Raw genomic sequence first — 19,112 nt, 5'->3', positions numbered from 1 at the left:
CCAGAGGATTTTTTCACTTTTACAAATACATAAGCAATCCGTTTCTCACTGGTATATTAGGGTATAGATACATATTTACAAAACGAATAAGAGGAGATTTAATATGGATGCATTTATCGATGGCTTAAATTGGATTGTCAATGAAGGCAATGATTTATTATGGACGTACATACTGATTGCGCTCTTATTAGGGCTTGGCGTTTACTTTACCATCCGGACAAAATTTGTGCAGATTCGTTTGTTTGGTGAAATGTTCCGTGTCATCACAGAGAAAAAGGACGGAGAAAGCGGAGTTTCCGCGTTCCAGGCATTTACGATTTCTACAGCTTCCGCGTAGGGACAGGGAATATCACGGGAGTGGCACTCGCCATTGCTATAGGGGGACCAGGTGCCGTTTTCTGGATGTGGATTGTGGCATTAATCGGGATGGCGACCGCTTTTGTGGAAAGTACATTAGCGCAAGTCTACAAGATTAAAGATGGAGACCAATTCCGTGGAGGCCCTGCCTATTATATGCAAATGGCGCTAGGCAACCGTAAACTCGGCATCATTTTTGCCATCCTTTTAACTTTGGCATTTGGATTCATCTTTAATTCTGTACAATCCAACACGATTGCCGCATCATTCGGGGATGTCTTCAACATTCCAGATTGGACAGTCGGCGTCGCTTTGGTCATTCTAGCCGCTTTGGTCATTTTCGGCGGAGTTAAACGGATTGCAAGCGTTACGCAAGTATTGGTTCCGGTTATGGCCATTCTTTATATATTAGTGGCATTATACGTCATCATTATGAATGTCACTGAAATTCCAGCCGTCTTTTCATTAATTGTGAAAAGTGCGTTTGGGCTTGAAGAAGCTGCAGGCGGAGCAATCGGTATTGCGATCATGCAGGGAGTGCGCCGCGGATTGTTCTCAAACGAAGCCGGTATGGGTTCAGTTCCGAATGCTGCCGCATCTGCCAATGTTTCGCATCCGGCGAAGCAAGGGCTTGTGCAAAGCCTTGGGGTCTTTTTCGATACAATCGTGATCTGTTCAGCGACAGCGTTTATCATCATTTTAGCTGGCGTTTACAAAACAGGAGAACAGGAAGGCATCCTGTTGACCCAAGCCTCCCTTAACGTGCATGTTGGGGATTGGGCGCCTTACTTCTTGGCTGGAGCGATTCTATTCTTCGCATTCAGTTCAATCATCGGAAATTATTATTACGGAGAAACAAATATTGAATTCATCAATGCCCATAAAAACTGGTTGACCGCTTACCGCGTCGGCGTATTGGCGATGGTCATGTTCGGTGCCTTGGCGAAAGTCGAAGTGGTTTGGAATATGGCCGATCTGTTCATGGGGCTGATGGCTGTCATCAACTTGGTTGTCATTGCGATTCTTGGAAAGACGGCATTCAAAGTGCTGGGCGATTACATGAGTCAACGGAAAGCTGGCAAGAATCCGGAATTCTTTGCGAAAAATATCCCTGGCTTAAAGAATACCGAATGTTGGGGAGAACATAATCGAGATTAATAAAAGTTTGACGAAAGCACATTTGCAATTGCAGATGTGCTTTTTTTTTGCGGAAAAAAATGTAAAAACCGCTTTAACTGATGATACAATTTATGTATGAAAAAATTATTAATCTTCCTCGCCTTATTTATTGTGTTGTTTATCTCATCAAGCCAAACCTATGAACAGCAATCATTGATTCCTGTGCTCGAGCAATATTTTCCTTCCATGCCGTTTTATTCCTTGCTCAGCACACTGGAAATTACGTATTGGGGAAGTGTCATTTCCATTGAAGAAAGGGGCTATTATTTATTCATCGAATTCTTTTTAAGAAAAGGCGCACATGTAGCCATTTTCGGTCTCATCGCACTGGCCATCGCCAATATGGTGCCAAAGAAAATATGGTGGCTTGCTTTGCCGGCAACAGCAATGATTGCTGTTTTGGATGAATGGCATCAGGCGCTAACTGGCGGCAGAAGCCCAATGGCAACGGATGTATTGCTCGATACTTCGGGTGCCGTCATTGCGCTCAGCTGTTTATATTTACTGCGAAAAATAAAAGCTAGGAGAAAAGAACAACATTCTCTGTTGTAAGATTGTAAAAATTACGCAAATTCTATAGAACGTAAGTCACAAATTTGGTAAAGTAGAGATGCATGAGAAAACCCATTCCCTAAGGAGGAAAAGAACACATGACAAATGTCTTGAAAAACAAAAAGTTTGTCGCTTCAGCAGTAGCGATCGCGGCAGTGGCAACAGCGGTTTCACCAGCATCAGCGGCAGAGATGAAATTTACTGATGTGCCGGACCGTTATACAGAAGCAGTTCAATTTTTGTTTGATCTCGGAATCGTAAAAGGTGAAACAGCAACAACGTATGGTACCCATCACAGCGTGAAGCGCCAAGATGCAGCAGTAATGATTGCGAGTGCACTCGGCTATACTTCAGCTGGCAAATACGCAGATTCCGGATTTACAGACGTTCCGCTTAGCGCGAAATGGGCAGTGGATGCATTAGCTGAAAAAGGGTTCATCGATGGAAAATCGGCGAAACGTTTTGGCGCAAGCGATCCGTTGACACGCAACGAAACAGCGAAAATCCTAGCTACAGCAGCTGGATTGGAAATCAACGATGATTTGAAGAAAACACAATTTACAGACGTAAACGAGCGTTTTGCGAAATACGTAGACGCATTAGTGAAGAATAAACTGGCAGTCGGCAAGACCGCTACGCAATTCGGTTCGAATGCTGCTGTAACGCGCGGAGAAGCAGCTCTTTTCCTTCACCGTACAGCCCAATTCCTTTTGGAAGATGACACATTCTCTTTATCGGTGATGCACGTGAACGATACTCATGCGCATTTAGATGACGCAGCGAAATTGGTGACGGCAACAAAAGAATTCCGCAAAGAAAACCCGAACTCCTTGCTTCTTCATGCAGGTGACGTATTCTCAGGAACACTTTACTTCAACGAATACAAAGGAGAAGCGGACGTTAAATTAATGAACTTGATGAATTTCGATGCAATGACTTTCGGGAACCATGAATTCGACTTGGGTTCATCGCCTGAAGGCCATAAAGCGCTGCAGGAATTCGTAAAAGCAGCGAACTTCCCGTTCGTTTCAGCGAACGTAGATTTCTCGAAAGATCCATTATTCGATGGCCTATTCCAAACGAAAATTTCTTCTGCACCTGAAAAAGCGAATATCTACACAGGAATCGTCAAAGAAGTGAATGGCGAAAAAGTGGGGATTTTCGGTTTGACGACGAAAGAGACGGAAGACATTGCAAGCCCGGAACTTGTTTCTTTTGATGAAGACTACATCAAGGAAGCACAAGACATGGTCGATGAGTTCGAAAAAATGGGCGTCAATAAAGTAATCGCTTTGACGCATATCGGCTATGACGATAACCCGACAATCGACAACGATCTGGAATTGGCGAAAGGCGTCCAAGGAATTGACGTAATCGTCGGCGGGCACAGCCATACAAAATTGGCTGCACCGGTCGTTGCGGGAACTAAAGAAGAACCGACTGTAATTGTTCAAACTGGACAGTACGGCGAAAACTTAGGGACATTGGACGTTAAGTTCGATGACGAAGGCGTTGTGATGAGCCATGACGGAGAATTGATCGAAGTCGGTAAATTGGCTGAAGACGAAGCAGCATTAAAAGTGTTGACACCATATAAAGAAGGCGTGAAGAAAGTTTCTGAAACTGAAACGAAAGCGACTGCAACAGCAGCCCTTGAAACTCCGCGTACGGGTGAAAACCCAGCAGCGCCAAGTGTCCGTAAAAACGAAACAGCTCTTGGGAACATCATTACAGACGGTATGTTGACTAAAGCGAAAACATACAACAAAGATGTCGTAATGGCATTCCAGAACGGCGGCGGAATCCGTGCAGGAATTGATGCTGGACCGATCACTGTTGGTGAAATCATTACAGTTCTTCCATTCGGAAACACATTGGCAACGATGAAAGTGACAGGTGCAGAACTTAAAGATGCATTTGAAACAAGTGTTGGCCAGTATCCGAAAGAAAATGGCGGATTCCTGCACGTATCTGGAGCAGAAGTGAAATTCGATTCTTCTAAACCGGCAGGCGAGCGCATCGTTTCGATCTCATTGAAAAATGCAGACGGTACGTTGACAGCTATTGCAGATGCTACGACTTACACAGTTGCAACAAATGCTTTCACTGCTAAAGGCGGCGACGGCTTCGATGGTTTTGCGAAAGCTTATGAAGAAGGGCGCGTAACAGATCTAGGCCTTTCAGATTGGGAAAACTTAAGAGAAGAATTGGAAAGAATCGGTTCAGTTACACCGAAAACAGAAGGCCGCATCACGGACGTAAATCCAGCTGCAGCTAATTAATTTATTTTCAATTAATTGTAAAAGTTAAATTGCAGCGATATGAAGAAATTATTAAAATCAAAAGCCCAACCTCATGCCGAGGTTGGGCTTTATTTCTTTTTACCTATACGTAATATCTAAAAGTCCGTCAGAAATGTCGAATTAGACCAAATGATACATAGAAATTTTCAATAAATTGGGTTAAGGTATGTGAAGAGAACTAAACCTAGGAGGAAATGAGATTTGAAAAAATGGATTATGATGCTATGTTTTGCATTAATTGCCTCAATAATCGTCCCACAAAGCCAAGCGAATGCAAGTGCGAATTTTAAAGACATCGGAGATACTCATCGTGCAAAAGCGGAAATCACCTATTTGGTGGATAAAGGTTTTGTCAACGGTGTTTCGAACACTCATTTTGTCCCGAGCAGACAAGTTACCCGGGGAGAAGCGGCAGCAATGCTTGGCCGGTCACTCGGTTTAAATGGAACCAAACAAAATACGGAATTCAGTGATGTCGGCTCAGGAAACTTTGCATCCGGCTACATAAACGAAATGGTCAAACGCGGCGTCATCTCCGGCTATCCTGATGGCACATTCCAACCATACAAAGTGTTGAAACGCGGCGAAATGGCGATCTTGATCAACCGGGCTTTCGGCTACGGCGGCAATAGCGTTTCGGCAGCAGCAACCAACTTGATGAATAAAGGAATTGCCCAAGGTTTTCCGGATGGCACTTTCGGAACTGAAGCAACAATCATCCGTGCTGACTTTGCCGTATTTTTGGCACGCAGCTTGAATGAAAGCTTCCGCGTGAAGCCGGGCGAAGTTTCATTCAGCACAACGATGTATGTAAACACAGGATCGGATACATTAAACATGCGTTCAGCGCCAAGCAATTCGGGTGCAGTAATCAGTAAACTGAAAAGCGGAACGACAGTGGGCGTAGCAACAACTTCTAATGGATGGTCCCATATTCGTGTAAACGGTGTGGTCGGCTATGTAGCGACAAGCTATCTGTCAACTTCAAAACCAGGGGCTGTATTGCCAAGCCCAGCACCGATAGGCGGCAGTGATTTGACGGTCATCATTGATCCGGGCCACGGCAAACAGGATTCAGGCGGTATAGGCAACGGCTTTATGGAGAAGAACGTAGTATTGAATATCGGACTTCACACCAAAGCTTATTTTGATAAAACACCAATCAATGTGAAAATGACGCGTACAAGCGATACATTCATGGAATTGAGCGACCGCGCGAAATTTGCATCGAAAAATGGCGGCGATATTTTTGTCAGCCTTCATACCAATGCATTTAACGGAACAGCGAACGGGCAGGAAACGTATTACTACGCAAAAACTGCAGCAAACAATCCGAATGTAAAACAATCCCGTGCTTTAGCTATCTATCTGCAGAACCGCATGATGGAAGCTTGGCCGACTCTAAGAGACCGTGGAGTCAATCCGAATAACCATTCAGGCAACTTCGCGGTGCTTCGTGAAAATACCGTTCCAGCTGCTTTAGTGGAAATGGGCTTCATCGATAGCTCAAAAGACATCCAATACATCAAGTCAGAAGCAGAACGCAAGAAAATGGGCAGAGCCTTATTCCTTGGAACACTTGATTACTTCTACAACTATGAAGGCCGGACAGACATTGGCCAGTATTACAGCACAGCTGGTGCTTCACCAAGCAAAAGACTTCATTAATCCGAAATCCCGCCAACGAATTTGTTGGCGGGATTTTTTTAGCAATACTCCTATGATTAAGATATCGTTCTATTTTATTCATTTGTTATGTAGTCCTATTCGGACAAGATAGCTGTATCAAATACCTATGAAAATAACAAAAGCAAGTTTTTTATTTTAAATTAATAATAATAATGTTAAAAAAATACGTTTTTCTATCTTTTGTCCGGTTTTTTAAAATCCCGGTTAGGGTATTATGAGAAATATACTGAGAAAAGAGGGATCGTCACCATGAAACGCGTCGGCTTACTTACTTTATTACTCGCTTTCCTATTTCTGCCTTCCCACATTTTTGCCGAAGAAACCGATACATATTTAATCCACGCAAACGAAGATCAATTGGAAGAGATCAAAGTCCAGTTTGGTGCAGTCACAAAAGAGTTTGAAGAAATCCCCCTTGTTGAATTGAAGCTGAGCGAGTCGGATAAAGCCGCTTTGCAAGAGCAATTCTCAAGCGCTGAGATTTATCCGAACCGACAGTATGAAACTGCAGCAGACCTGGTATCTCCCTCATTTTCAATGATTAAGAGTGCACCGAAGCAAACTTCCCCTTATAGCGGAAAAGGCGTGAAAGTGGCGGTCCTGGACACGGGTATTGATACAGAGCATCCGGATTTGAAAGTGGCAGGCGGCGTCTGTACGGCTGCTGTGTGTGCGAGCAAAGTCCCTTATGATGACAATTTCGGCCACGGTACCCACGTAGCAGGCATCATTGCTGCGCAAAAAAATGATTCAGGCATCATCGGAATTGCACCAAATGTGCAATTGTATGCGATTAAAGCGATGAACAACCGTGGATCAGGGTCAACTGCGCAAATTACGAAAGGCGTGGAATGGGCGATTCAAAATAAGATTGATATTTTGAACTTGAGCATTTCGATTTCGGTCAATGACCGTCCGCTGGAGTTGATGCTGCAAGAAGCTTATAAGCAAGGCATGATTATCATTTCGGCAGCCGGAAATGAAGGCGGTTCCGGGCAGATGGACACAATGACATACCCAGCCAAATATTCCTCAGTCATTGCTGTAGGGGCCGTAAATAACGACTTTTCAAGAGAAGAAAATTCATCGATCGGGCCCTCGATGGAATTTGCAGCTCCCGGAACGGAGATTTTCAGCACTTATCCGAAAGAGTTGGATGAGTGGGACAATAAAATAGACGGCTACCGGAATTTGACGGGAACTTCGATGGCCGCTCCGCACGTAGCAGGTGTATTCGCCATTTACAAAGAGCAGTATCCTGGCCTTACAAATGTGAAACTGCGCGAAATGGCGCAAGCCACAGCTAAAGATTTAGGAACGCCAGGCCGCGATAATGTTTATGGATTCGGAGCCATCCAGTACGAAAAAGAAATTAAAGCCGTTCCATTTATTCAAGCAGCCATTAAGAAAGGCGGCATCTCCTTTACTTTAAAAAATTCTGAATTGGCAACTTCGCCGTCTCTAAAAGAAGGGACGACTGAGCTGAAAAGTACCGGTACGAATAAATGGGAAACGTATAAAACGAAAGGGAATTATTCCTTTACGTTCAGCTATACCGATACAAAAGGCGTGAAAAAGACGGAGAATTTATCCATCAGTTTGACGGAGCCTGCTTTTAAAGACGTGACGATGACGTCTTGGTTTGCACCGCATATCAGCTATCTTTACAGCAACAACATGATCAGCGGCTATACAGACGGAACCTTTAAACCGCGAAAAGAAATTACACGCGCAGAAGCTTTGATCCTGATCGGCAGAGCGAAAGGGCTTGACGGCAAAGCGCGCAACACGGTCTTCAAAGACGTTAGTGCGAATAATGCGGCTTCAGGATATATCCAGGCAGCATACGATAAAGGCATTTTATCCGGATTCCCGGACGGCACATTCCGCCCTTATCAATCCGTTACCCGCTGAAATGGCGTTATTGATCCAGAATACGTACCAGTTCAAATTTGATCCAGCAGCTAAAATGCCATTCACTGACGTAAACGAAAGCATGGCGAGCTATGAAGCGATCCAAGCAATGACGCAGCAAGGCATTACTTTAGGCGTAAGTGAAACAACTTTTGGACCAAGCATGAACATGAACCGCTATTCGTTCAGCGTGTTCTTAGCAAGAGCAGAAAACCCATTACTATTTAAATAATAAAAGTAAATAATTAACTATAAAAACCGCAAAACGGAAGAGCCGTTTTGCGGTTTTTTAGATTTCACATATGTAAGATTCAGTTTAAATAAAGGTTGATCAGTTGATTTCAGGACTCACTAATCATACGTCAACCCCTTATATTGCCCACTTTACCCGGATTCTAAACCTGTTTATAGGCAATGTTACACAACTGTAATACAACCGTAACCTAATTTTGTCATATTCTCTGTTAGAATCTAAAACAGGTTAAGAAAAACAGAAAGATTCAGTGTCTGATCAACACCTTGAATCGCCAAACTTACTTAGAGGTGACGAATTGAAAAAACGTATTATACTAATGATGATTGCTGTCCTATTGATAACAGCTAGTCCGTTTATGACAACTAAAGCCGATGCCAGTGGAGCAACACCAGATGATATTGCAGCATACGCTTTGAAATTTAAAGGCACCCCTTATAAATTTGGAGGAACAACCCCTTCAGGATTTGATTGTTCAGGCTACATCCGATATGTCTTCAACAATTTCGGAATTTCTTTGCCAAGAACTTCAGCAGAACAATATAACGTTGGAACGTCCGTATCAAAAAGCAACCTGCAAAAAGGAGATCTTGTATTTTTCGCAAATACATACAAAAAAGGCATCTCACATACAGGAATATACTTAGGTGACGGCAATGTAGTCTCTGCTGAAAGCGGCGGAGTCAAAGTTTCAAATATCAATACGAACCCTTATTGGGGACCAAAATATGCAGGCGCTAAACGCTTGAGCAGCGTACAAAGCGCAGCTCCGGTAAAAGCAGAGCCGAAGCCATTGCCGCCAGTAACAAACGGCAACTTCGTGGATGTAAAAACATCACACCCGGCTTATGAAGCCATCAAAACATTGAACACTTCAGGCGTTATCAGCGGCTATCACCAGCAAGACTTCCGTCCATCAGAGGAAGTAACGCGTGGGCAAGCAGCCACAATGATCAACCGCGTGCTTGGCCTTTCAGCGAAAGGCAAAGTCCAATTCAGCGACGTAGCAGCAAACCACTCGTTCGCGAAAGACATTGCAGCGATGAACGAAGCGGGAATTCTGCAAGGATTCACAAACGGATCTTTCGGAATGTACGCACCGTTATCGAAAACGCAATTGGCAGTCATCCTGGAAAGAGCGTTCCAGATGTCTAAATCAGAAGAAGTTCAAGCACAAACAGCTTCAGTGAAATATTTGGACGTGGCACCTTCATTCTGGGCGCACGAGCCAATCGTCACATTGAAAGCGATCGATCAAACAACGGTTTTCCAAACATCAAACTATTATGGTGAATCGAATACAGACCGTGCAGAATTCGCTGCAGCACTTTACAGCGCGATGAACACAAAATAATAGAAGCGTAAAGCTGTCCTGAAAGTCGTTAAATGACTACAGGGCAGTTTTTTTAATTTCAGGTATAAGTTCAACGAAACAATCTTTAGGATTTCCAGTTAATTACCTGATTTTATCTTTGATTCAAGATAGGCTTCGCTTATAATTGTAGGAGTAGACAAATTCATCCAAAAAATATCTAAGGATGGAAAATAAACCCTAGGAGGCGACAATGAAGTTTATAAGCAGGTTACTCATTATTTTATTAGCAATTACAGGCATTTTCGGTTTTGCGGCCGCAAGCAATGCAGCAAGTTCGCTTGAAAAAGAAATGAACGAAATGGTCAAGCGAGGGATTATCTCTGGCTATAAGGACGGAAGTCTCGGTGAGAAAGACAACGTGACACGTGAACAGTTCGCAGCGTTTATCAGCCGTGCGCTTGACTTGCCGGAAGGAGAACATTCGTTTAAAGATGTTCCGGCTAACAGTAATTTATCGAGCGAAGTGGCAAAAGTTTATTCGTCTGGCATCATGGAGGGGGTTTCGGCAGACCGCTTTGCGCCAAAAGCCAATATTACCCGTGCGCAAGTCGTCTTGACGCTGCAAAAAGTTCTTGCATACAGCGACATGAAGATGGAACGCAATGCCGTGGAGTTCACGGATAGTAAAAACATGACGTCGGTCGTTTTATCAGCCATCTATAATATCTCAAGCTATAACATTGTAGCCGGCCATTCAGACGGCAGCTTCAAACCAGATGCAAACGCGACGCGCGAACAAGCGGCAGCTTTTATTTACCGTTTCCTGATGGCGAAAGAGCAAGTGCCAGGCGAGAAATTCGATCCAAATACATACTATATCGGTACCGTAGAGAATGGGAAATTAGTGGTTCCGACTGATAAGAATTACGCTACCCATTCAGCAGCTTCAACGGCGTTCAATGCCGATGCTAAAGCCGACGCCTTGTTGAAAGGAACGGATATTGTTGCGATCAAAGATGGCGTCGTATACGGCGACCGTACTTCGATTGTGAACGGCAAAAAGGTTTTAGATGTGACAACGATTTACAGCAGTACGGATTTTAAAACTCAGCTGACTTACATGGAACCAGGCCGCGAAATGCGCTTTATTGAAGCGACTGGACAATACGTAAAAGTCCAAGCGGGCGGAACAATCGGCTACGCGAAGCAGGGAGAAGTGGATTTCGTCCCAACTGAGTTGGTCAAAGAGCAGGAATTCTATCAAGTGATGAATGGGGAACTTTATCATTATCAGTATAATTTCATATCTGGAAAACAAGAAACTCCTTATCCCGTAGGCCCTGCGCCGATTGATATAAAAACAGGCGTGAAATACAAATCAGTGGACGGTGTCCATTTCACACCTTTCACTGGCGGCGCGGAGATTAAACATTATCCGTATTTCCAATACCAATCCGTCCGTTCTAAAACAAGCTATACAGCAGAAGAGTTGGATCGCTATATTATGACAGTCTTGAATGGCGTAAATAATTCCTCTGAACGCTATCAAAACGCGGCCACTCGTTCAAAATTGATCGGCCAAGGAAAATTCATCCTGGAGATGCAGGAAAAGTATAATGTCAACGGCCTCTATATCCTGGCGGCAGCAATGCACGAAAGCCAATACGGCATGAGCGAAATTGCGCATGAGAAGAACAATCTTTTCGGGATTGAAGTTTACGACAACGGCTTGAAGGATGGCAAAGTCTATAACACACCTGAAGAAAGCATCGAGGACTTCGCTAAATACCGGATGGACAGCGACTACGCTGACACATTGCGCGGCAGCCATTACAACGGAGCCGCTCCAGGCAATAAAACCACGGGCATTACGGTAAGCTATGCTTCTGACCCTGCATGGGGTTCGAAAGTGGCTGGACATATGTACCGGGCGGATAAAGCACTAGGCAAAAAAGATCTTAATAAATATCAACTGGGAATCACGAATACTCCTAGAGTGAAGGTCTACCCGACACCGGCGGCCAGCATCAGTTATCTATATCATTTCTCGAGAACGAATCTTGGCGTGAATGACGCGTTCGGCTATCCAGTCATCATCACAGACAGCAAAGCCGGATACTACCAAATCATCTCCGAATTAAAAGCGGAAGATGATAAGTACAACGGCATCGGCTGGATACTTAAAGAAAATGTAACAAAAATTAATTAAGAACAGGAAGGGCCGGCAAATGCCGGCCCTTCCTTTTTGCTTACGAGCAACTCAATCCGTTTTGAGGGAAACTCACCCATGTTTGCGAGCAACTCACGCCACTTTGAGAGCAACTCAACACTACTTACGAGCAACTCAGAGAAAAAAACGTTCTTCTCAATTTTTCAAAACAAAAGAACTAGTTCTATAGAAGAAACTTTTTTTATCGTATTTTTGTTAAGGCAAAGGACTCGTTCTTTAAGGACATACCATAAAAAACCTTTTTTAAAGGACAAAAATGCATTACACTGAAATCAGGCAGAAATAAGGAGGACTTCATGAAGAATATTAGTAAATTCGTTGCGTCTATCTTGTTGATTGTGGGAGTTTTAGGGTTCGCATCATCACCAAGCCAGGCCAGTGACATAGTCCCGGGCAGCGCCCTGGAAAAAGAAATGAATGAAATGATCAACCGCGGCATCCTTTCAGGCTATAAAGACGGTACGTACCGTCCAACTGAAAACGTGACGCGTGAACAGTTTGCCGCTTTTATTAGCCGGGCCATGAAGTTGCCAGCAGGGACGCATACATTTAAAGACGTCCGCCGTGATTCGAGCCTTGGTGCTGAAGTCGGCAAAGTCTACGCTGCAGGCATCATGCAGGGGATTACAAAAGATACATTCCAGCCGCAAGCATTGATTACGCGCGACCAAGTGGCGATTACAGTGAAGAATATGCTGGAATACAGCAAAATGAGCCTGCAGCCGAAACGCATGAGTTTCACAGATGAAACTGAAATGTCATCGGTAACGTTGAGCGCCATCTACAATATCGCCAATTATGACATCGTTTTCGGTTATCCGGATTACAAAACTTCTCCAGTTACTTACTCGTTCAAACCGAAAAACAACGCGACTCGCGAACAGGCAGCTGCCTTTATTTACCGTTTCTTAACGGCTTACGAAGCGGCTCCAGCGCCTGCGCCTGAGCAGCCGGCTCCATCTGATCCAACTCCGACACCAACACCGCCAACTGACAACAGCCTTTATTATTTAGGGTATGTGGAAAACGGCAAATTGGTGAAACAGGCATTCGGCCACAAAGATTATTTGAGTGCAGCTGAGTCTTTCAAAACAGTGGATTCAGCAAAAGCGATTTACCGCGGCAATGAAATCATCCGCGTGAAGAGCGGCCTTGCATTTGGCGACCGAGTACTGAACGGCGTTAAGCAAGTGACGACGATTTACCTGGATACGGCTTTCAAGACACAGGCCACTTATGTGGAGCACGGCCGTGAAATCCGCTACATTGATTCCAACTCTGACTTTGTCAAAGTTCAAGTCGGCGGCACAATCGGCTACGCGAAGCACAGCGAAGTGGATTTTGTTCCTTCTGAATTGATTAAAGACCGCGATTATTACATCGTGAGCCAGTGGGGGACGCTTAGCCATTACCAATACAATTATGTGAACAAACAAGGATCGAGCTACTCTATCGGGCCGGCTCCATCCGCGATGAAGCAAGGTGTGGAATACTACAGCCACGATGGTGTCCATTTCGCAGCGGGTTCGTCGAAAGTGACGCATTACCCGTATTTCCAATACCAGTCCGTCCGCACGAAAACGAACTACTCAGCAGCGGAACTCGACAAATACATCATGAACCGCTTGACGGCTTTGAATAGTTCATCAGGAACTTACAAAGACGCAGTCACAAAATCAAAACTGATCGGCAAAGGGAAATACTTCCTTGAAATGCAAGAGAAATACAACATCAATGCATTGTTCATGCTTTCTGCAGCGATGCATGAAAGTGCTTATGGCATGAGCGCGAACGCACAGACAAAGAATAACTTATTCGGTATCCGCGTTTACGACGGTTCGCCGCATGAAGGCACTACGTATAAGCAGCCGGAAGGCAGCATCGACGCATTTGCGCGCGAATACATGAACCGCAACTACGTCAACCCGAACGGCTCTTACGCAAACGGAGCAGCTCCGGGGAATAAAACCACAGGCTTCAACGTCAGCTATGCTTCTGATCCGACATGGGGATCGAAAGTGGCGGGGCATATGTACCGCGCTGATTTGGAACTTGGCCAAAAAGATATCAATAAATACAAGCTTGGCATCACAAATACCGCTTCTGTAAACGTACGCAACGCTCCAGAAGGCGCTTTGTTGTATCAATACAAACGCACTTACTTAGGCGTTGAAAATGCCTTCGGCTACCCGGTTGTTATCGTCGAAACGAAAAAACACACAGACGGCTACAACTGGTACAAAGTCATTTCCGACTTGAACCCGGAACAAGATACAAATAACGGCTTTGGCTGGATCCGTTCAGATCTGGTCGATGTCATCAACTGAAATTGAGAAAAGGGTCAGCTGCGGCTGGCCCTTTTTTTATGCATTTTTTTTTGAAATCAACCTTATGGTATGCGAAATCAACCATTATGTATCTGAAATCAACCCGTTCGTACCTGAAATCAACCATTTCCTCTTCGAAATCAACCCTTGTCCCAAAACCACTAAAAAAAGACCGCCGCAGCGGATCTTTCATCAATCAAACTTATTTTATTTCTTTCCGCGTCGTGCAAGCCCAAGGAAACGCTTGAAGCCATGCGGATGGACGATGCGCAGCATCACTGCGTAGACTACAATCCCGAGCGGCACAAGAACTGCCAATTGGATTAGTGAATACCAGTCTTCAGCGCCGAGAAGCTGTTTTGCTCCCCATACGACTGCGCCCATGACAACGGCCGGAATCAAGATGCGCCAAGCCGTCGTGCCGAAGCGGCGCAACTGGTCCCAGCCCAAATCTTTATACACGACAATCATCGAAACGGTGAAGTAGTAGATTGAAACGACTGAAGCGGCGAAAGCAAGCGCCGTGTAGCCGTAGCGGTCAACCAATAGCCAGTTCAACAGCAAGTTGACGGCAATCGTCGTCACGGAAATGCGGAAGACGACAGCTGTTTTGCCGCGTGCGTACATCGATTTAGAAAGAATCAATTGCATCCCTTGGAAAATGATGATCGGCAAGTAGAACATTAAAGCGAGATGCGTGTTTGCTGTGGCTTCGGCGGTAAAACGCCCGCGTTCGTAGATGAAGGAAACGACGGCGTCTCCGACAACCGCAAGGCCGACCGCGATCGGTACGAGCGTGATGAACGAAATCTCCATGCCGCGGAACACCGTATCTTTGAATTTCGGCAAATCGTTTATCTGTTCCGACATCATCGTAAAGATGATGGCAGCGAGCGTTGCTGCATAGATTGCATTCGGAATGCTGACAATCAATTGCGAGTTGTTCAAGTACGTGACGGCACCTGTAAGTCCGGTACCGGATGCAAAGGCTTTATTGACAAAAAGGTTGATCTGTCCGACCACTGAGTTCAACAGGGAAGGGACGATCAGGATAAGGAACGCTTTTTTAAAATCGGATTCCATATGCAAGGTCGGTTTCCAGGAATAATCGGAGCGGATCAAATAATAGATTTGGATCAGCGCACCCACGATCGTACCGAAGACAAAACCGTACGCCAGCGAATAAATTCCCCAAATATCCGAGAATAATAAAGCGAAAACAGCAGACATCAAGGTCGCCAGCAATTTCGACATCAAAGTCGGCACGAAGATGCGGCGCGATTGCAGATAGGATTCCAATAAGCCGGCAAGTGCGATAAAGACCATGAAGATGAAGAACACTTCGGTCATTTCAACGGCAATCGGCTCAGCGCCTTCCGACATTTTCGGATAGATGAGCGGCACGAGCCACTGGGCAGAGAACCAACCAGCCACTGAAATGCCGGCGAACAGAATCATCGTCCAGTTCAATAAGGCGTTCGCGTTCGTGTCGTCTTTATCTTCACCCGATTTTCGGCGCTTGATGTACATCGGCAAAAAGACGTTGTTAAAGCCGGTGGCGATCATCGCCACGACGAGCGTGATGAATGAAAAGGCCAGGAAGTAAGCATCTGTTGCATCGGAAGCCCCGAATTCCTTGGCGACGATCGATTCGCGCAGGAAGCCGGATAATTTTAATAGGAGTGCAAGACCGGTTGTCCATATGGCCGCTTTTTTAAGACTGGACATCAATTTCCCTTCTTTCTGAAAGTATGTGCGCACTTGGCACAGACAAGCAAAGCGGCTGACCCTTAAAGCCTCGAGTCAGCCGCCGTTTAGAGTTATGCCCAACGCATCATTTCTTGAGCGCTTTTTTATAGATGGCTTCGTATTTCTCAGCCGCCGCGAAATGCGAGTACTCCGCGATGATCTTCTCGCGGGCTGCTTTCGCAAGCTCCTGTCCATACGCAGGCTCATCCAATAAGCGGATCATGGCATTCGACAGGTCTTCCACATTGCGTTCTTCAACGAGCAAGCCGTCTTTCTCGTGGTCGACGATTTCTTTCAAACCACCGACAGCACAAGCGATCAACGGAATGCCTGAACCCATCGCTTCCAAAGCGGAAATCGAAGTCGCTTCTTCAACGCCGGCCGAATAAATCGACGGCACTAGGGCGATATCGCTCAAAGCATAATATTGGATCATGTCTTTATGGTCGACAGCGCCAAGCATCGTCACGCGTTCTTCGATGCCGAGTTCGCGCGCTTTCGCTTTCATGTCGTCCATCATTTCACCCGTTCCGGCAAATACCAAACGAGCATTCGGGTATTTCTCCAGTACAGGAGGGAACGAAAGAATCGGGTAGATGACGCCGTTTTTCTTCGTCAATCGGCGCGGGATGAAGAAAATCAAATCATCCTGCGGCAAATTGTATTTCGTGCGGAATTCAGCGCGGCGTTCGACTTCCGGTTTAAAGTCTTCCACATCAATGAAGTTTTTGATCATCGTCGCATCCACGCCGGATTCGCGCTTGATGTATTCTTTAATGCGCGTATCCACCGTAATGACGGCACGCGTTTTCTTGTACATGCTGAATTCGACATCAAGCAAAGTCTGTTTGTGTTTGCTGTCTTCAGCAACCGAACCTTTAGAAATCCCTTCATACGTCAAATAGCCGTGGGCTGTCGTTACAGTCGGGAGCCCGCATTCAACGACGCGCGCGTCGCGAAAACGTCCTGGCCGTTGACGATGTCGAAGGATTTGTATTTCTCCTGTTTCAGCATCGCTTCCAAGAAACCTTGGCGGCGGTTTAATGTCCAGACATATCCAGCACCTAAAGACATTTTGTTCAAGACGAACGAAGGCCGCGGGCAATCAAATCGCGGCGCCATTTGGCGACGTCTGAGAACGATAACGTCTCAACCGTATGCCCTAAGTTCTCCAGCCCAGTTTTCAGCGTCGTCATATGCGTCGACAAACCGCCGAGGTGAGGGTAATCGTAAGATGTTGCGAGTAAAATTTTCATGATTCTGTCCCTTCCATAAATCCTTTATTTCACAAAGTTCTCTTCCAATAATTCCACATTGCGCATCGCTTCTGCATGAAGTGTTGCGACATTCGGTTTGATGATCGCTTGCGCAGCTTCTTTTGTTGTCCAATAGATATAACGCATTCTCGAGCAGTTTAGTTTCATCGATTTCGCCGAGGCGGAACGAATAGTCCCACATGCCCGAACGCTTCAAGAAACTTTCCACTTTTTTGTCGTAGCTGAAGCCGAGATGCGGCACATTTGAAAGTGCTGAGAAAATCAATGCATGGAGGCGAAGGCCAACCGTCAGTTCCGCATGGCGAATGAAATTCAAGAACTCATTCGGCGTAAAGTCAGAACCGAGCAGCATCGCTTTATCAGCATGCTTCATTTTCGATAGCACATCGTTTGAAGCGGGGACGTCGTATTTTCCTTCCATTGGAACGAATACCGGCGTTACGCCGCGAAGCTCGATCAACTGGTCAAGCAGGCGAGCCGTTTTTTCGATGTAATCGGGATTGTCGAACCAAGGGCGCACCGTCACAGCGACAATTTTTTCAGTGCCCGTCAAAGGCAGTGAGTTATACGCACGGTCTTCTTCGTCCGCTTTGAACGCGAACACGATATCCGCCGTCACAACCGTTTCCGGACGTGTTACGCCGAGCTTCTTCAAATAGTCCTTCGAATACTGATCGCGAACGGTGATAAAATCGGCGCGGTTCGCGAAGACTTTCATCAAAATCTTACCCCAAGTCGAAGTGACCGGACCGATCCCTTGAGAAAAGAACATCACTTTCGTTCCGCAAAGTTTTGCCAGCATCACGATCAGCAAATAATACGGAAGGGGACCGAACAGGAATTTCGTCGGGTATGTATCCTGCAGCAAACCACCGCCGCCGGAAATCAGCAGGTCGGCGCTCCGCAGCGCTTTGACTTTTTCTTTATTTTCACGGCGCCATGCGCGGTAAACTGATTTCACATTGTATTCTTTAGCCGTTTTTTCCGGTGACAATGAAAAGACGGTGATGTCCGGGTTATTCAACTCCGCACGCAAATTATCAATAATCGCTTTCAGGATGGCTTCGTCACCCGTATTGCCTAATCCATAGAAGCCAGATAGTACAATTTTCACATATTTTCCTCCTCAAACTAAAGCTCGCAAGCCTTGTCCTCGCTAAATTCTACCACTTGTCAAACAGCCTGTGCAACTCCTCTAAAAATCTGCTATACTAATAAAATTGAAAGCGACTGAATCGAGGGTTTGACTAATGAAGGAAAAATATTTAGGGGTAGACGTTTCGCCTCTGTCATATGAAGGTATAATAAATGATTTGAGGGTGCGCATAAATGGCGGCAAACAGTCGACCATCATTGCGGTGAACCCGGAAAAAGTAATGAGCGCCCAGCGTGATCCGAAAGTGAAAGAACTGATCAATGCTTCCACTTACCAAATTGCGGACGGCGTCGGCATCTTGCTGGCAGCAAAAATCAAAGGCGGCGGCATCACGTCGCGCGTCACTGGCGTCGATATGATGGCACGTCTTTTGAAGTTTGCGGAAAGTGATGGCCATTCTGTGTATTTTTACGGCGCGAAGGAAGAAGTGGTGACGAAAGCGATTGCGAACATCCAAGCGCAGCACCCGAACATCCGCGTCGCCGGCTACACGAACGGCTATGAAAAAGACGAAGGAGCACTTGTTTCACGCATCCACCAAAGCGGAGCGAAAATCCTTTTCGTTGCGCTTGGCAGCCCGAAACAAGAGCTTTGGATCAGAAGAAACTTGAAGAGCTTGCCAAACGTCCAAGTATTCCAGGGGGTTGGCGGCAGTTTTGATGTGTTCTCAGGGACTGTCAAACGCGCACCGGCACCGTTCCGAAAACTCGGAATCGAATGGCTCTACAGGCTACTGGCCAGCCCTTCCCGTTTCAAACGCCAGCTCAACTTGCCTGTTTTCTTATTTAAAGTATTGCGATCACGATAAAAG

General features: G+C 45.6%; 13 protein-coding genes and 1 pseudogene. 10 read left to right on the top strand and 4 right to left on the bottom strand.

Annotated features, from left to right (window positions below; translation table 11 throughout):
* The first annotated feature begins 103 nt into the window (after positions 1–103).
* The 9 genes and pseudogenes from L0M13_RS13790 to L0M13_RS13750 all read left to right on the top strand — a co-directional run bounded on the left by L0M13_RS13790 (position 104) and on the right by L0M13_RS13750 (position 14,119).
* Positions 104–1,515: pseudogene (locus L0M13_RS13790) on the top strand (alanine/glycine:cation symporter family protein).
* Between the two features lie 96 nt (positions 1,516–1,611).
* On the top strand, positions 1,612–2,088 hold the full coding sequence (locus L0M13_RS13785; protein ID WP_235197049.1) for a VanZ family protein: 477 nt from the start codon (positions 1,612–1,614) through the stop codon (positions 2,086–2,088).
* Between the two features lie 98 nt (positions 2,089–2,186).
* Positions 2,187–4,370 carry a 5'-nucleotidase C-terminal domain-containing protein gene (locus L0M13_RS13780; protein ID WP_235197048.1) on the top strand — a complete coding sequence of 728 codons (2,184 nt, stop codon included), beginning with the start codon at positions 2,187–2,189 and terminating at the stop codon, positions 4,368–4,370.
* A 222-nt stretch (positions 4,371–4,592) separates the two neighbouring features.
* On the top strand, positions 4,593–6,059 hold the full coding sequence (locus L0M13_RS13775) for an N-acetylmuramoyl-L-alanine amidase (protein ID WP_235197047.1): 1,467 nt from the start codon (positions 4,593–4,595) through the stop codon (positions 6,057–6,059).
* Between the two features lie 270 nt (positions 6,060–6,329).
* Positions 6,330–7,994: a S8 family peptidase gene (locus L0M13_RS13770; protein ID WP_235197046.1), complete on the top strand. Its 1,665-nt coding sequence runs from the start codon at positions 6,330–6,332 to the stop codon at positions 7,992–7,994.
* A gap of 10 nt (positions 7,995–8,004) precedes the next feature.
* On the top strand, positions 8,005–8,226 hold the full coding sequence (locus L0M13_RS13765; protein ID WP_235197045.1) for an S-layer homology domain-containing protein: 222 nt from the start codon (positions 8,005–8,007) through the stop codon (positions 8,224–8,226).
* Positions 8,227–8,545: 319 nt separating this feature from the next.
* Positions 8,546–9,601, top strand: a complete 1,056-nt coding sequence (locus L0M13_RS13760; protein ID WP_235197044.1) for a C40 family peptidase — start codon at positions 8,546–8,548, stop codon at positions 9,599–9,601.
* Positions 9,602–9,812: 211 nt separating this feature from the next.
* Entirely contained in the window at positions 9,813–11,771 is a 1,959-nt protein-coding gene (locus L0M13_RS13755) for an S-layer homology domain-containing protein (RefSeq protein WP_235197043.1), read from the top strand.
* A gap of 317 nt (positions 11,772–12,088) precedes the next feature.
* A complete protein-coding gene (locus tag L0M13_RS13750) occupies positions 12,089–14,119 on the top strand; it encodes an S-layer homology domain-containing protein (RefSeq protein WP_235197042.1) in 2,031 nt (676 codons plus the stop codon).
* A 207-nt stretch (positions 14,120–14,326) separates the two neighbouring features.
* Here L0M13_RS13750 and murJ read toward each other — a convergent pair whose 3' ends face one another.
* The 4 genes from murJ to csaB all read right to left on the bottom strand — a co-directional run bounded on the left by murJ (position 14,327) and on the right by csaB (position 18,259).
* On the bottom strand, positions 14,327–15,847 hold the full coding sequence (gene murJ, locus L0M13_RS13745; protein WP_235197041.1) for a murein biosynthesis integral membrane protein MurJ: 1,521 nt from the start codon (positions 15,845–15,847) through the stop codon (positions 14,327–14,329).
* A gap of 106 nt (positions 15,848–15,953) precedes the next feature.
* Entirely contained in the window at positions 15,954–16,769 is an 816-nt protein-coding gene (locus L0M13_RS13740; RefSeq protein WP_311195574.1) for a glycosyltransferase family 4 protein, read from the bottom strand.
* 17 nt (positions 16,770–16,786) lie between these two features.
* Entirely contained in the window at positions 16,787–16,990 is a 204-nt protein-coding gene (locus tag L0M13_RS18610) for a hypothetical protein (protein ID WP_311195573.1), read from the bottom strand.
* A 27-nt stretch (positions 16,991–17,017) separates the two neighbouring features.
* Positions 17,018–18,259 carry a polysaccharide pyruvyl transferase CsaB gene (gene csaB / locus L0M13_RS13735; protein WP_311195572.1) on the bottom strand — a complete coding sequence of 414 codons (1,242 nt, stop codon included), beginning with the start codon at positions 18,257–18,259 and terminating at the stop codon, positions 17,018–17,020.
* 136 nt (positions 18,260–18,395) lie between these two features.
* On the opposite strand from csaB, the gene L0M13_RS13730 reads away from it, so the two are divergent.
* Positions 18,396–19,109, top strand: a complete 714-nt coding sequence (locus tag L0M13_RS13730) for a WecB/TagA/CpsF family glycosyltransferase (RefSeq protein WP_235197040.1) — start codon at positions 18,396–18,398, stop codon at positions 19,107–19,109.
* The last annotated feature ends 3 nt before the right edge of the window (positions 19,110–19,112 follow it).

Source organism: Planococcus sp. 107-1 (assembly GCF_021513255.1).
GTDB lineage: Bacteria > Bacillota > Bacilli > Bacillales_A > Planococcaceae > Planococcus.
This window is presented reverse-complemented; position numbering and strand designations above follow the sequence as displayed.